The organism is Streptomyces sp. MGP-BFMKR1 (genome assembly GCF_057766585.1).
On the sequence record NZ_CM173408.1, the window covers coordinates 2,121,800 to 2,137,318 of the forward strand.

Sequence of the window (15,519 nt, forward strand, 5' to 3'; positions counted from 1 at the left end):
CCGTGCCTCGTCGCGCGCGGAGCCCCGAACGGAGCGACGGCTGGAGCGTGGTGCTTCGCTCCAGCCGTCGCCCGCGCCGCCACGGTTACTTCGGCGCCAGTTCCTCGATGCCGCGCCCGCCGTCGGCTCCGTGCCGAACCGCCGGATCGCCCTACAGGTCGATGCCGGTGAACACCATGACGCGCTCGTAGGTGTAGTCGTCCATGGCGAAGCGGACGCCTTCGCGTCCGACACCGGACTGCTTGGCGCCGCCGTACGGCATCTGGTCGGCCCGGTAGGAAGGAACGTCGCCGATGATGACGCCGCCGACCTCAAGCGCGCGGTGCGCGCGGAAGGCGGCTCGGGTGTCGTGCGTGAAGACACCCGCCTGCAGGCCGTACTTGGAGTCGTTGACGGCCTGGAAGGCCGCGTCCTCGCCGTCGACCTTGTGGAGTGTCAGGACGGGGCCGAAGATCTCCTCGCGGGCGAGGGTGGCGTCGGCGGGGACGTCGGCGAGGACGGTCGGGGCGTAGGAGGCTCCGTCGCGCTTGCCCCCGGCGAGCAGCGTCGCCCCGCCCCGTACGGCCTCCTCGACCCACGACTCGACGCGCTTCGCGGCTTCCTCGCTGACCAGTGGGCCGACCTCGGTGGCCTCGTCCGAGGGGTCGCCGGTGACCTGTGCCTCGACGGCGGCCACGACCTTGGGGACGAGCCGCTCGTACAGCGACGCGTCCGCGATCACACGCTGGACGGAGATGCAGGACTGACCGCCCTGGTAGTTGGAGAAGGTCGCGATGCGGGTCGCGGCCCAGTCGAGGTCCGCCTCGGAGGCGAAGTCCGGGAGCACGACGGCCGCCCCGTTGCCCCCGAGCTCCAGGGTGCAGTGCTTGCGGGGCACCGACTCCATGATCGCGTAGCCGACCTTGTCAGAGCCGGTGAAGGAGATGACCGGAAGCCGCTCGTCCTGCACCAGCGCGGGCATGCGGTCGTTGGGCACCGGCAGCACCGACCAGGAACCCGCCGGCAGGTCGGTCTCGGCCAGCAGCTCCCCGAGCAGCAACGCCGACAGCGGAGTGGCGGGCGCGGGCTTCAGGATGATCGGCGTTCCGACGGCGATCGCCGGGGCGACCTTGTGCGCGCAAAGGTTCAGCGGGAAGTTGAACGGGGCGATGCCCAGCACGGTGCCGCGCGGGAAGCGACGCGTGAGCGCCAGCCGCCCGACCCCGCCGGCGTCGGTGTCCAGGCGCTGGGCCTCCCCGCCGTTGAACCGACGGGCTTCCTCCGTCGCGAAGCGGAACACGGAGATCGCTCGGCCGACCTCGCCGCGGGCCCACTTCATGGGCTTGCCGTTCTCGGCGGAGATGAGTTGGGCGATCTCCTCGGTGCGCTCGGTGAGGCGCTTCGTCACGTGGTCGAGGGCGGCGGCCCGTACGTGCGCGGGGGTGGCCGCGAACTCGTCCTGCACCGCCACGGAGGCGGCCACGGCCTCCTCGACCTGGGCCTCGGTGGGAATGCTCACGGTGCCGACGAGCCGGTTGTCCCAGGGGGACGTGACGTCGAAGGTGTCCTCGCCGGTCGCCGCGCGGCCAGCGAGCCAGAAAGCGTGGGTGGCAGATTCTTGAGTGACTGACACAGCGAATCCCGGCCCTTCTGATTGGTGGAGGTGGTGCGGTTCGTGGTCGCAGAACGAGTGCTGGACGGTCGGCTGCGGAACGGGGCGACCATCGCCGACTGCCCCCCTGCGTCGCTCGGCCATGCCCGGGCCGAACGGCGCAGTTCGGCCCGTATCGCCTGCGTCCTGGGCAGGCGGACCACGTACCGGAGTGCTGACACACGCTCTGTCCACACCGTAGGGGCGATTCGTGCGTACGGCGTTTGTCCGACCCGTAGCACTGCCCGCCCTCGTCGTGCCGGATTGGCGCGTGCGGATCGCTGCGTGGTGGCCCATGGGCTTATCTTCGCGCTCCGTCGGCGAAGGCGGCCCGGGGCGGCCTGCGCGTGGTGACGGTGCGCATCGGGCTGCCGAGGGTGGCGCGTGGACGCGTAGGGCGGCGGGCTTGTGGAGACTCGGGGCGGTCTTTCTGAGCGGGAGGACGGGGTGGCGGTTCGCGTGACAGACGGGGCGACGGACGACCACCTGACACGGAGCACGGGGCGCCGCCCCCGCCCCCGCCTCCGACACGGGGCACGGAGCACGGGGCACGGAGCACGGAGCACGGAGCACGGAGCACGGAGCACGGAGCAACGCGTGAAGGTGTCGCGTGGACACGGCCATAACGAAGGCGGTCTGTCCGAGAACGCGCTTCTCGGCGCGACGTCTGTCGTACGGGCATGCCAGCTCCGGCTCCGTAAGCGCCCTCGCGGTCCTTGGTGGGCCGGCCCCGAGTCAGCCGCGCAGCGACCCGTGTGCGCGGCTACATGCCGGTGGCCTTCAGGGCCAGCCAGAGCTCCATGCGGACGTCGGGGTCGTCGAGCGAGCGGCCGAGAATTTCCTCGACTCGTCGCATGCGGTAGCGCAGGGTGTGGCGATGGACCCGAAGTTCGGCAGCCGCGGCGTCCCACTGGCCGTGCCGGGAGAGCCACGCGCGGAGGCTCGCCACGAGGTCGCCCCGGCCCGTTGCGTCGTGGTCGTACAGCGCACGGAGCAGGCCGTCTGCGAAGGCCCGTACGGCGTCGTCGGCGAGGAGCGGCAGCACCGAACCGGCGGCGACCTGTTCGTGTTCGACCAGTACGCGACCGCGGCGGCGTGCCACGGAGAGGGCCTGCTCGGCCTGGCGGTAGGCGGTGGCCGCTGCCGTGGGGCCGGCGGGGGCGGAAAGGCCGATGACGAGTCCGTCGTCCGCGGGCGCGCTGCCCCGGGCGCGGGGGCGCGCCGTACCGCCCCGGCGTGCCTCGGCCGCTTCGGCGTGCTCCGCGCACGCCCTGACCGCCGCTCCCCCATCGGTGGCGAGCACGATCAAGCGCGCCCCGTCCGGAACGATGAGTACGGCCTCCCCGGTGCGTGCGGTCGCCGCCTCGATGGTGTCCACGAGCGAACCGAGTGGATCGGCGGTCGTCGTGGCCGAGGCGCCGCCGGAGAGGGACGTGGCGGAACTGAGCGGCGGCGCCGGGGGCGCCGCCCCGTTCGAGGGGTCGTCCACGGTCGATGGAGTGCTCGACGCCGCCGCACCGTGCGGCGGCCCGTGAGCCTCCTGCGCGGTGCCGGGTTCCGCGGTCTGCGCGGCATGAGCTTGCCTCGTGGAAGGGGCGGCGGCGGAGGGGGGCGGAGTGGGGGACGGGGCCGCCGTGTCGGCCCCGTGGGGCGCCGACGGGGCAGCGAGCGACGTGGTGGTCGGCCCCTCGGCGACGAGCATGCGGAACGGGGCGTCGAGCAGTTCGCCGTAGAGCTGGCCGGCCACGGCCCGCGCGTGGTCGGGCTCGCCCGCGAGGAGCATGCGGAGCAGCGCCGCCCCGAGCCGTTGTTCGGCCTCACGGAGCGCTCGGGAGCGCTCCGTGGTGAGGGTCAGCAGGGCGACGGCGGAGTGGACGGCGTAGCGTTCCGCGGTGCCCAGCGGCGCCCCCGTGCCGACGGCGAGGACGCCCCGTGTGCGCCGGCCGATGCCCAGCGTCTGGAGCTCCACCCGGTCGGCCACCTCCTCCTCGTCCCCGTCCGCTCCGCCGCCCCCGACGACGGCGCTCGCGGGGGCGGCTCGCTCGCGGAGCCGCTCGACGTCGCCGGTGAGCCTGGCCGCACGGCGGGCCGCCCAGTCGGGCGCGGAGCCGATAAGCGCGCCGGAGGCGTCGTAGAGGGCTGCCCAGCCGTTGAGGTGGGCGGCGAGTCTGGCCAGCAGCGCCGTGGGACCCTCGGCGCCGATGGCGGCGCGGGTCAGCTCGCGCTGGGCCTCGAAGCCAGCGGTCACGGCGCGGTACTGGTCGGCGGCGATGGCGGCCGAGACGACCTTGCTGATCGCGATGAACGGGGTACGGCGCGGAACCCCGAGCAGCGGCAGCCCGGCCTCGCTGGCGGCCCGCACCAGGGCCGCCGGGGCCTGCTCGTAGTTGACGCCGATCGCGAAGCCGAGGCCGACGACGCCCGCGTCGACCAGCCGCCGGACGTAGCGGCGCATCGCCTCGGAGTCCTCGGCGTCCAGCTTCATCGCGGTGATCAGCAGCAGTTCGCCACCGTCCAGGTACGGCACGGGGTCGGGGAGCTCGCTGACATGCGCCCACCGCACGGGCGTGTCCAGCCGCCCCTCACCCGCGAGCACGGTCAGCTTCAGGGTGGAGTGGTGGACGAGTGAGGCGAGCGTGGGAGGCATGGCACCTTCGTTGCGGCTTCGGGCGGCTTCGCTTCGACGGGATGCGAAGAGTGCGCCGTCTCGTACGAACGGCTCCTTCCGATTCTGCCTCAATGGAGGAAAGCGCAGGTATCCCGTGTGCGGTAGGGGAGGGCGGGCAGGGGCCCGCGCCCTTGCCCGTCCACTCACATCAGGGGTCGGTGGTCAACCGTTCAGGTTGACCAACACGGGTGGGGCGCTGTGGCCACGTACGGATGTCAGCGACAGCACGGCGTGCCCGGGCGGTACCGCGTGCGCGAGCTCCGACGCCGACCAGCGCTCCCGCTCCACCGTCCGTACGGTCACCGACTGTGCGGTCGCGGCCTTGCCCGTCGCGACCCGGCGGATGAAGTGCAGCACCTTGGTCAGGGGCTCGTCCGAGATGATCTGCCGGTCGGTGACATCGCGCGTCTCCACCCACTCCTTGCCCCACACCTCGGCGAAGTGCGCCCCGTCCCACGTCGTCAGCCCGGCGTACGCCATGCGGCAGCCCACCGCGCCGAGCAGGGCGCTGCGCAGAGCCTGCGGCACGTCGTCGAGGGTACGAAGGGTGAGGACCGCGCCGGCGTTGACCGAGCGCAGCCGCTGGAGGGCGCGCAGGGCCTCGGGCGTGACGGTGTGGGAGGCGTCATCGAGCACGAGGCAGGCGAACAGTGACCGGTCGGCGCGGCTGACGGCGCTTTCGGCGAACTGCGCCAGGACGAGGCGCGCGAGCAGCCGCGAGGCTTCGGCGTAGCCCCGTTCCGGCAGGTCGATGCGCACCCGCACCGGATGCTCCAGGGCGCGCAACGAGAAGGGCCGGCTGGCTCCGTCGGTCTTGAAGAAGTGCGCGAAGGCGGGGCGGTCGAGGAGCGCGAGTCGCTCGGCGAGCACGGTGCCGATGTCGCCGGGCCGGGCGGCCTGGCGCTCCCTGGCGTCGAGTTCGCGGGCATGCGCCTGCTGCCCGGTGGCTTCGAGCACCTTACGGAGCGCGAGCCAGGCCGACGGAGCGCCCTCCAGGAGCTCGCGCAGCTCGGGAACGGACGGGAAACGGCCGTGCGCCGCTCGGAAGGGGCCCAGGAGCTGCGCGATGGCGGTGCTGGCGCGCTGGCTCTCCCCGCCGGGCAGCGTGAGGGTCAGGTCGCCGAGCAGCGCTTCGGCCAACATGCCGCCCGCCTCGTCCGCGTCAGTGGCCCCGCCGTACAAATCCAGGTCGTACGCCGAGTCCGACCGCCCGATCTTCACCACGACGTCGAACGCCTCGTCCGGCCCCAGGCCGGCACCCGCGGCCCCGACCACCACGACCGCGGCCTGGCCGGCGAGCGCCTGCAAACACAACGCCTCCACGACGGGGCCCACCAGTCGCGCCGTCTTCCCGGCCCCGGGCGGCCCGACCGCCAGTAGGGACGTCCCGAGCACCCCGGGGTCGACGGCCAGGCCGACGCCGCGGTGCTGGTACGGGTTACGGGGGTCGTCGGCGGCGGTGCCCAACCGCACCTGGCCAACGGCCAGGTCGTGGCGGGCGATCCGTACGGGGAGGTCCCGCGCCCCGGAGGGGTGCACGCACGCGGCGGCCCCGTGGCGCAACACGGTGTCGGTGAAGGCCGTCAATCGGGAGGGCTGGGCGCGTACGGAGGTCCACGCCTGCGTGATCCGGGCGTGGTCCACGTCGTTCATCAGCCCCGCGCGGGCATCGTGCGCCAGCCGATCGGCGGCATCCCTCGCTCCGGTCTGCCGCAGTTCGGGCCACTCGGCCGGGTCGGCTTCGGGGGTGGCTGGGGGGCGAGAGGGGTCGGCGTTGTGCTCCTCCATGGCGCGGAGCAACGGGGCGAAGAGGCGGCGCAGGAGTTCGGGCCAGTGGCCTACGCGGCCGAAAAGCACCAGGATCGCGCAGAAAACGATCCCTTCGTAGAGATACACAGACCACCAGCCAGGCCCCATCCGACCGCCTCCCGCCTCGTACCACGAGTCAGGAGTCAACAGGTACATCGGCCAGTACCAGTAGCTGCCGAGGAAGCCGTCATACAGCATCGACCACAGCAGCCAGGCGCACAGGGCCGCCACCACAGCCCCGCCCACCAACCGCGGGGTAGGAATCCGATCCGGCTCCTCCGGAGGCTTGGGGCGGTATCCGAACGCCCAGATGCCTGGCTCCGCGAGTCGCCGCGGGGTACGGAGCCACTCCAGGAACGGATGCTGTGCCGGCGGTGCCCCAGGCGGGCCAACTGGCACGGGCGGGGCCGCTGGCGCCGGAGCCACGTTCGGCGGGCCGGTCAGGTACGGCTGGCCACCGGCGGGCGGCAGCCCCCCGGGCGTCGGGCCGGCCGCAGTCGGCGGAGGCGTCGTGGGCGGGGCGGGTACCTCAACGGCGCGTTGGGGCACACCCTGCTGTCGCGGTGCCCCTGGCGAGTGTGGAGGCCCAGGAGGTTGGGACGGGAACAGGGCGGGCGGCACCGTGGGACCGCCGGCAGACCCAGTCGACGACGGAGGCCATAGCGGCGCGCCCTGGCCGCCCGCCCCCCTCACCGAGTCAGCGGACGGACGGGGCGGCTGTTGCCGATCGGTCGGGGGCGGCACGGGCTCCCGCCGCGCGCCGCGTGCGTCGTAGGTGCCCTCGGTATCCATCCGCTTTCCTTGCCCCCTGGCCTGACCTGCCGACTACCCACACTCAATTACCCGCGGCGCCGCACGGACCACACTCGCGGCACGTCACCGCGCGGCGATCCGGCGCCCGCCAACGGTGCGCCGTCGGGCCCCTTCACCGCCTCGCCACTCCAGCCGCATCGACTCAGCATCCCGCTCCTCGGCGCTGCGACACCGACCCACACGCCCCGTCGCGCCACCGCTCCAGCCGCGTGCCCGGCCTGCCGTGCGGCTCAGCGCGCTGGACGCGGCGAATGCTGGCGAGCCACGGCGCCAGATTCCGCGACGCCTCAGCACACTCACGGGACGCTGCGCTGGACGACGCTGATACAGGGCGCTGCCGCCCCGTACTCGCTCCGTACCGCCCCGACGCGCTGTGACTACCGGCTCGCACGCCGGGACCTCATGCCCCATATCCCACACCACCCCCACGTCGCCCACCGATGCGTGCCGGTCCCAAGAGCCCCGACACGGCCCATCGGCACCACGTGCGCCAGCTCGGTCTTGAGTCCGCACCGAGTCAGCGCCATGCGAGACCCTTCAACCGTCTCGCCGCTCAATCTAGTGTCCCGGCGCCGGGAGTTCCGCTGCCGCGTGCGGGGGTGCGTTGTTCGCTCCGCTATGTCCGAGCCTCGCGCTATGTCCGCCGCGGACAACGCAACACGCGCACTTCTCCCGAACGGAACATGCCCGGGCCGTGACGGCGCGCCTAGCCTGCGAAGTAAAGCCGCTGTCATTCCCTGCGTACCCCCTGGAGCCCCACATGATCGAACTGTCCGGAGGCCCCGCCCTCCCCCAGGAGCGCCGCCTCGTCACCGCCATCCCCGGCCCGAAGTCCCAGGAGCTGCTGGCTCGCAAGGGTGCGGCGGTCGCCGCAGGCGTCGGCAGCGTGCTGCCTGTCTTCGCCGCCCGTGCGGGTGGTGGCGTCATCGAGGACGTGGATGGCAACTCCCTGATCGATTTCGGCTCCGGTATCGCCGTGACCTCGGTCGGTTCCAGTGCCGAAGCGGTCGTACGTCGAGCCTCGGCGCAACTCGCCGACTTCACCCACACCTGTTTCATGGTGACGCCCTACGAGGGCTACATCGCCGTCTGTGAGGAGCTGGCCAAGCTCACTCCCGGTGACCACGCGAAGAAGTCCGCGCTGTTCAACTCCGGTGCCGAGGCCGTCGAGAACGCGGTGAAGATCGCCCGCGCCTACACCAAGCGCCAGGCCGTCGTCGTCTTCGACCACGGCTACCACGGGCGCACCAACCTCACCATGGCGCTCACCGCCAAGAACATGCCCTACAAGCACTCCTTCGGTCCCTTCGCGCCCGAGGTCTACCGGGTCCCGGTCGCCTACCCCTACCGCTGGCTGACCGGCGCGGAGAACTGTGCGGAAGAGGCCGCCGCGCAGGCCATCGACATGATCAGCAAGCAGGTGGGGGCCGAGAACGTCGCTGCCATCGTCATCGAGCCGGTGCTCGGCGAAGGTGGCTTCATCGAGCCGGCCAAGGGCTTTCTGCCGAAGATCGTCGAGTTCGCCAAGAACAACGGCATCGTCTTCGTCGCGGACGAGATCCAGTCCGGCTTCTGCCGCACCGGTCAGTGGTTCGCCTGCGAGGACGAGGGCATCGTGCCCGACCTGATCACCACCGCCAAGGGCATCGCCGGCGGCCTGCCGCTCGCCGCCGTGACCGGCCGCGCCGAGATCATGGACGCCGCGCACAGCGGTGGCCTCGGTGGTACGTACGGCGGCAACCCGGTGGCCTGTGCGGCAGCCCTGGGTTCGATCGAGACCATGCGCGAACTCGACCTGAACGCGAAGGCAAAGCGCATCGAGGAGGTCATGAAGGGCCGCCTGGGCGCCATGCAGGAGAAGTTCGAGATCATCGGCGACATCCGTGGCCGCGGCGCGATGATCGCGATCGAGCTGGTACAGCCGGGCTCCAAGGACCCGAACCCGAGCGCTACCGGCGCCCTGGCCAAGGCCTGCCACGCTGCCGGTCTGGTCGTACTCACCTGTGGCACGTACGGCAACGTGCTGCGCTTCCTGCCGCCGCTGGTGATCGGCGAGGACCTGCTCAACGAGGGCCTCGACATCCTGGAAGAGTCTTTCGCCCAGCTCTGACCCCGGCAGCAAGGGCCCGCCCCGTCGCCCCGTCCTGCCCCCCGCCCCGTCGCCGTACGGAGCCCCGGGTGAGGCAGGACGGGGCGGTTACGGGGCCCGCACCGCACCCCGTCTACTGCCACCCGTCAAAGCGCCCCGTCCAACCCCGCCCGTATCGCCCCCCCGTACGCGTGTCCGCGTCCGGTGCGACCGAGGAGTACGGCCGCACGCCTCGCATGGGCTCGTACGCCACACGCCGCGTAGCACCCACCGGCCCGGGAAGCGGGCGACGAGCGGCGACAATGGAGGCCACAGAGAGCGGCTACGGGGCGGGAACGGAGCGCGCGGGGATGGGCGGACAGCACACCGCGGACGGACAGGCACACCTCGTGAAGAAGATGTGCGAGGGCAATGTCGAGCAAGTGATCCAGCTATCCGCCACGTCGGGCCTGACGTACGGTTCCCGCAGATGAGAGAAACACCCCGCTCGCAGGAGACTGTGAGCGACGCCGGGCCGGTGCATCCCCAGCCCCGTTCCGGCCGCGCCATGGCGCGCACCACCGGAGTCTCTGGCTCTGGATCTCCTCACCGATCGGATGGCCGCCCGCCCCACACCCCCCGGGGCGCGCGGCGCCTCGGTCGCTCCGGCGGCCCCGGGACCACCCCCCTTGTTCCGGGGCTGCCCCTTCCTCGTCGCGCCTTCCTCGTCGTCGTGGGCGGCGCGGTGTCGCTTCTCGTCCTCATCACCTGGCAGGTGGCCGCCCACGGCCCCCTGCGTGCACTCGACGAGCGGCTGAGCCACGACATCGCGCAGCACGGGGCCGTGCCGTCCGGGTATTCGGCTTCGACCTTCGTCGCCGTCCTGGCCGAGTTCGGCGCGGATCTCGGCGGTGTCGTCGCCGTCCTGCCGGCGCTGGCAGCGGCGGTGTCGGTCGCGGCGTGGCGCGGCTACCGCGTACGGCTCCGTCTGTGGTGGCTGCCGCCCCTGACGGCGGCGCTCGCACTGGGCGCCGTACCCGCGCTCGTCGCCCCGTTGAAGGCATGGCTCGGACGGCCTGGCCCAAACGGCGCTCCGATCGCATCCGGGAACGGCTACTACCCCTCCGGCCACGCCGCCACCGCCGCCGTCGGCTACGGGGCGGTGCTCCTGCTGATCGCCTTCACCTGGGCCATCGCGCGCCCGCAGGCGCCATCGGAAGCGCCGACGGTTGCGCCCGAGGCACCCCCGACGACAGTCGCCCCCACCGTGCGCACCATGCCCCGTGCCGCCTGGTGGTGGGGCATGGCCGCTCTGGCGTGCCTGAACGTAGGTGTCGGTCTGGGCTTGGCGCGACGGGGCTACCACTGGCCCCTGGACGTACTGGGCAGTTGGTGCCTGTCCGTGCTCCTACTGAGCTGCGTCGCCTGGTCAGTAGGGCGGGCGCTCACCGTCAATCGCCCTGCCCCTGCCCCGGCTCCGGCTCGTGGCCCGCAGCCGCCTCGTGCATCGCCAACTCCAGCGCCACCGGATCGATGAGCGTGCCGGAGCCATCCGGCGGGCTGATCCACCGCACTCCGCCCGCTGCCCTTCCGGGGTAGGGCACCACGACCCAACTGCCGCACCCCGCGCCCCGTACGCCGGTGGCTACCCACCCCGCGGCGGTACCGGGCGGCACGAAGAACCCGACCCGCGAGGCGTTGAGATCGCCCAGCACGGGGCCGACCGGCCCCACGTAACGGCGCAGCACGTCGTACGTCCTGCCGCCGAGCTCCCCCGGCATGAGGAGAACGTCCCACAACCGCCCAGCAGGGAGCAGCGCCACTCCCAACGGGTTGCGCCCCCACTCCGCGAGGCAAGCTCCCGCGTCAGGCGCTGCCGCCGCCAGCCACCGCACCGCGTCCGTCGCCCCCGTACCACTCATACTCTCTGGCCCCTCTCGTATCGCATGGTCGTGCGTGTCAGAGAGGAGAGGGGGGCTGTGGCCGTTCCTTACTCAATTACTGCTACCAGCTGGTAGTGAGACGCACCACTCTCACCCCGGGCGGGCCGCCCCTGGGCTTGGCGGGCTCTCGTGGAGGGCTTCTCGTCGCCACGCGAGCGGTACGGAGCGCCGCGCCGCTTGCCCCGTGCCCCGTGCCTCGTGCCTCGTGCCCCGTGCCCCGTGCCCCGTGCCCCGTGCCCCGTGCCCCGTGCCCCGTGCCCCGTGCCCCGTGCCCCCAGGCAGGATCGCCGCTCCGTTCCGTGCTTCGCACGTCGGTCGTCGCGGTATCGCCAGGCCCCGGCCATGTGCAGGGATCCACGCCCCCAGTCCCACCTGCTCGCCTTGCGCCATCGCGCCTCGCGGTTTCCCTGCCCGAGTAAAGACGCACTTCCGTCGCTCAAGAGGATCGATCGCCGCTGACCGCCCCTGCCTGCGCGGCTGACACAATCCCTTCCATGGAGCAGGCAGAGATCGACTCGGACGGCACGCATGGGCACGGCGAACCGACGAGTGTGGCGGAACTGGTGGACCGCGCGGCGCGGGGCGAGCGGTTCACGTACGTCTACTTCTGGGGGCACCAGCCGCGCCGGGCCGGCTCCGTGGGCGCCGAGTGCTTCAGCCAGTGGTTTCCGTCCCCGTTCGTCGTGGATCGGGTCACCTACGCGACGGCTGAGCACTGGATGATGGCAGGCAAGGCCCGACTGTTCGGCGACGCCGAAGCGGAGCGTCGGGCCATCGCCGCTTCGCACCCTGGCCAGGCCAAGGAGATCGGCCGCTCCGTGCGCGGGTTCGACGATGCGGTGTGGCGGGAGCGGCGCTTCGAGCTCGTGGTGCGAGGCAGCGTCGAGAAGTTCGGGCAGCACCCGGAGATGCGCGACTACTTGCTGAGCACGGGAGTACGCGTGCTCGTCGAGGCCAGCCCCGTGGACCGCATCTGGGGCATCGGGCTGAGCGCGGACGACGAGCGTGCCGCCGTGCCACGACAGTGGGAGGGGCAGAACCTCCTCGGCTTCGCTCTGATGGAGGCCCGCCGCCGGCTGGCGTAGTCACAGCCAGACGGCCACCGCCTGCACGAGGACGGGGCGCTTCCTCCCAGAAACCCCGGGCGCGGTGCGTCCGCGGCGCGGTGCGTCCGTGGCACGGGGCACGGGGCACGGGGCACGGGGCACGGGGCCTGACTCTGTACGAGCCCGCGCCGGCATGGGAGACAGACGCCTCGCCCCTCCCGCACGCCGACGCCCAAGCGCCGGCTTCGCCGGGCAGAAGGGACCTCAGGCTGAGCCCGCTACGCCCCTGCCACCGAACCTTCCGCCAGCACCTGGGACCGCACCAGCGCCGTGCTGCCATACGGCTCGTCGCGCTCGCCCTCGCCGTCCTCGTCGACACCGGTCACGGCGTAGACGAAGATCATGGCCACGCTCGCGGCACAGGCGACGATCCCGATGATGATGCCGGCCAGCGCGGCGCCACCGTTGTTCGCCTCACCGCGCCGCGCCTTACCCCGCCCGAGTGCGCCGAAGATGATCGCCAGCGCGCCCAGGACGATGCCGAAGACGATGCTGAAGAACAACACGAGCCCGACGATTCCCAGCACCAGTGCGGCGGTGCCCTGCGCGTTGTCCGGCCGCCACACATCATGGGACCATCCCACTCCGTACGGCACTGGGTGCGCATACGCCTGCCCCGCATGCGCGTGGCCCGCCCCGTAGCCGGGATAGCTCGGGCCGGGTGCGTACGACCCCTGCCCGTAGCCGCTCGGGACCTGGCCGCCCGGACCATACGGGGCGGCGCCGTGCGCGTAGGCGCTCGGCGTCCCCGGCCCTGTCGGGGCCATGGGGGGCGGAGGGACGGTGCTCGAACCCGCCGCACCATGCGACGGCCACCCTGCCGGGTGATACGCGCCAACGGGCCCGTGCACGCCAGGTCCCGGCGCCCCCGCGGGCGGCACAGCCTGGGGCGGAGCCGAGGAGCCCGCCGCGCCGTTCGCCCCCGGCGGCATGGCCGCGACTTCGCCCGGCCCCGACGATCGCGGCTGTCCGGTCGCCGGGGAGACCTGGCTCTGCGGCTCGGAGCTGGGCGCGGCAGAAGGCACTGCCTCCGGGGGGCCACCAGATGACGTGGCGGGTGTTGGCTGCTCGTGCTCATCGGACATGTCGCTCCCCCAAGGGCATCTGCTCGTGCCGCGGCCTGTTGCTACGGGGCCTACGCCCCGGTTCTACGATGATCCAAGCGTGCCCCTTCCCGGGCCCCGCCCCCAGGAGGTCTTGTTGTCCGATATCACCGCCTTCATCGCTGGGCTACCGAAAGCCGAGCTCCACGTGCACCACGTGGGCTCCGCCTCTCCCCGCATCGTCGCCGAACTCGCCGCCCGACACCCCGACTCCAAGGTCCCCCAGGACCCGGCGGCGCTTGTCGACTTCTTCACCTTCCGGGACTTCGCGCACTTCGTCGAGGTCTACCTCTCCGTCGTCGACCTGATCCGGGACGCGGAGGACGTACGGCTGCTGACGTACGAAATCGCCCGGGACATGGCTCGGCAGAACATCCGGTACGCGGAGCTGACCGTCACCCCGTTCAGTTCCATCCGGCGCGGCATAGCCGATGCGGCGTTCGTGGAGGCGATCGAGGACGCGCGCAAGGGAGCCGAGACGGAGCTCGGCGTCTCGCTCCGTTGGTGCTTCGACATCCCCGGTGAGGCCGGCCTGGAGGCCGCGGAGGAGACCACGCGCATGGCGCTGGACCTCCAGCCCGACGGCCTGCTCAGCTTCGGCCTGGGGGGCCCGGAGATCGGCGTACCGCGGCCCCAGTTCAAGCCCTACTTCGACCGGGCCATCGCGGCCGGGCTGCACAGTGTGCCGCACGCGGGTGAAACCACGGGGCCGCAGACCATCTGGGACGCCCTCACCGAGCTCCGCGCCGAGCGCATCGGCCACGGCACCTCCAGCACACAGGACCCGAAGCTGCTCCAGTTCCTGGCGGAGCACCAGATCCCGCTTGAGGTCTGCCCCACCTCCAACATCGCCACACGGGCGGTGACGACGCTGGAGGAACACCCGATCAGGGACATGGTCGCGGCGGGTGTTCTCGTGACCGTCAACACCGACGACCCGCCCATGTTCGGCACGGACCTCAACAACGAGTACGCCGTGGCGGCGCGCCTGCTGGACCTCGACGCCACGGGCGTGGCCGCGCTGGCGAAGAACGCCGTGACCGCGTCGTTCCTCGATGCCGCGGGCAAGGCCAAGCTCACGGCGGAGATCGACGCGTACACGGCGGAGGCAGTGGCCGGGTAGTTCGTACGTGTGGGGCACGGGCGGCACGCCGTATTGAGTGCCCCGTGCCCCACCTCTCGGCACGCCCCGTGCCTCGTGCTCCATGCCTCCGGGCGCCCCGGCTCCGTACTGGATGCTCCGCCCCCGCACGGGGCCGGGGCCGGTTGCCCGCTCCGTGCCCTGGCATCGTGCGATCCCGGCTCGACAACCGCTCCGTGCCTCACACGGACCGTCGAGCAGGGCGGGCGACGACGCCCCAGCAGCCCCTCTGGCACGGGGCGCGGGGCACGGGGCACGGGGCCGCAACGGAGCGGAGGGAAGGCACCGCGGCAACAATGGAGCGCATGTTCACCAGAACCGCACCACGCGTCAGCAACGTCACCGCCGTAGCCCATCGCGGCGATCCGTACGAGCAGCGCGAGAACACTCTGGCCTCGATCCGCTCCGCGATGCGTGCGGGCGCCGACGCAGTGGAGATCGACGTACGAATCACGCGCGACAACGTGCCCGTCCTGCTACACGATGCGTCCCTCAAGCGGCTGTGGGGACACGATCGCCCGCTCGCGAGCCTCACGGCGGACGAGGTGGGGGCCATCACGGGGGATGGGGTGCCGACCCTGCGGGACGCCCTCGGGGAGTTGGCCAAGGGCACGCGCACGGTGCGCGCCATGATCGATCTGCCCGCTGCCTCAGCCGTGCCCGCGACACTTGCCACGGTGCGCGAGGCCGGCGCGTTGGAGCACGTGTACTACTGCGGCAACCTGGCCGCGCTGCGCGCCGTGCGACGCGCGGAACCCGACGCGGAGATCGCCTTCACGTGGACGACGCTCGCCCCGCCGCGCCCCGATCTGGTGGCAGAGCTACGCCCGCGGTGGCTGAACTACCGTTTCGGCATCGTGTCCCCCGCCTTGGTGGAGCGAGCGCACGCCGACGGCATCCTGGTGTCCGCCTGGACAGCGGACACCAAGCGCACGATGCGGCGCTTGCTCCGCGCAGGCGTGGACGGCATCACCACCAACCGCATCAGCACACTGCGCGCCCTGGTCGGACAAGGAGCACCCGACGGCCGATGACGTCCGTCATCGATGGCGCCGGCGGACCGTGATACATGCGGCCTCGCACGCGCCGCTGGCTGACGGCAGGCCGGCGCCGTCGATACGGAGGGGACTTACGCGCGGCCCCAGCCCTGCCTACGGCACCGCAGCTCGCCCCCATCTCTACGGGTCCCCTGTGGCTCCGTACAACAACCTCGCCTCACCGAAAACCGCCCGCCGTAC

The 15,519-nt window shown here is 72.2% G+C and carries 10 protein-coding genes; 5 read left to right on the top strand and 5 right to left on the bottom strand.

The genetic code is table 11. The features are described from left to right. Positions 1-151: 151 nt before the first annotated feature. From AC3CHW_RS07815 to AC3CHW_RS07825, 3 genes are all read right to left on the bottom strand, one after another. The gene (locus AC3CHW_RS07815; RefSeq protein WP_488469993.1) at positions 152-1,612 is read right to left on the bottom strand and encodes an aldehyde dehydrogenase family protein; all 1,461 of its coding nucleotides are present in this window, start codon (positions 1,610-1,612) and stop codon (positions 152-154) included. A gap of 781 nt (positions 1,613-2,393) precedes the next feature. Continuing rightward, complete coding sequence (locus AC3CHW_RS07820; RefSeq protein ID WP_488469994.1) at positions 2,394-4,277, bottom strand: PucR family transcriptional regulator; 1,884 nt, start codon at positions 4,275-4,277, stop codon at positions 2,394-2,396. Between the two features lie 183 nt (positions 4,278-4,460). After that, the gene (locus tag AC3CHW_RS07825; protein ID WP_488469995.1) at positions 4,461-6,353 is read right to left on the bottom strand and encodes a type IV secretory system conjugative DNA transfer family protein; all 1,893 of its coding nucleotides are present in this window, start codon (positions 6,351-6,353) and stop codon (positions 4,461-4,463) included. Positions 6,354-7,680: 1,327 nt separating this feature from the next. Here AC3CHW_RS07825 and gabT point away from each other — a divergent pair. Together gabT and AC3CHW_RS07835 are read left to right on the top strand one after the other, a co-directional pair. Beyond that, positions 7,681-9,030: a 4-aminobutyrate--2-oxoglutarate transaminase gene (gene gabT, locus AC3CHW_RS07830; RefSeq protein WP_488469996.1), complete on the top strand. Its 1,350-nt coding sequence runs from the start codon at positions 7,681-7,683 to the stop codon at positions 9,028-9,030. A gap of 691 nt (positions 9,031-9,721) precedes the next feature. Beyond that, complete coding sequence (locus AC3CHW_RS07835) at positions 9,722-10,525, top strand: phosphatase PAP2 family protein (RefSeq protein ID WP_488469997.1); 804 nt, start codon at positions 9,722-9,724, stop codon at positions 10,523-10,525. On the opposite strand, the gene AC3CHW_RS07840 is transcribed toward AC3CHW_RS07835, so the two are convergent. Then, the gene (locus tag AC3CHW_RS07840; RefSeq protein ID WP_488469998.1) at positions 10,440-10,910 is read right to left on the bottom strand and encodes a hypothetical protein; all 471 of its coding nucleotides are present in this window, start codon (positions 10,908-10,910) and stop codon (positions 10,440-10,442) included. The genes AC3CHW_RS07835 and AC3CHW_RS07840 overlap by 86 nt on opposite strands. A 515-nt stretch (positions 10,911-11,425) precedes the next feature. On the opposite strand from AC3CHW_RS07840, the gene ybiA reads away from it, so the two are divergent. Beyond that, positions 11,426-12,016 (top strand): riboflavin biosynthesis intermediates N-glycosidase, encoded by a 591-nt coding sequence (ybiA, locus tag AC3CHW_RS07845; protein WP_488469999.1) that lies wholly within the window; start codon positions 11,426-11,428, stop codon positions 12,014-12,016. A 239-nt stretch (positions 12,017-12,255) separates the two neighbouring features. Here the strand turns inward: ybiA and AC3CHW_RS07850 are convergent, their stop codons facing one another. Further along, positions 12,256-12,603: a DUF4190 domain-containing protein gene (locus AC3CHW_RS07850; protein ID WP_488470000.1), complete on the bottom strand. Its 348-nt coding sequence runs from the start codon at positions 12,601-12,603 to the stop codon at positions 12,256-12,258. Positions 12,604-13,237: 634 nt separating this feature from the next. On the opposite strand from AC3CHW_RS07850, the gene AC3CHW_RS07855 reads away from it, so the two are divergent. Together AC3CHW_RS07855 and AC3CHW_RS07860 are read left to right on the top strand one after the other, a co-directional pair. Further along, complete coding sequence (locus AC3CHW_RS07855; protein ID WP_488470001.1) at positions 13,238-14,263, top strand: adenosine deaminase; 1,026 nt, start codon at positions 13,238-13,240, stop codon at positions 14,261-14,263. Positions 14,264-14,586: 323 nt separating this feature from the next. Next, positions 14,587-15,315, top strand: coding sequence for a glycerophosphodiester phosphodiesterase (locus AC3CHW_RS07860; protein WP_488470002.1), 729 nt, complete (start codon positions 14,587-14,589; stop codon positions 15,313-15,315). Positions 15,316-15,519: the final 204 nt, after the last annotated feature.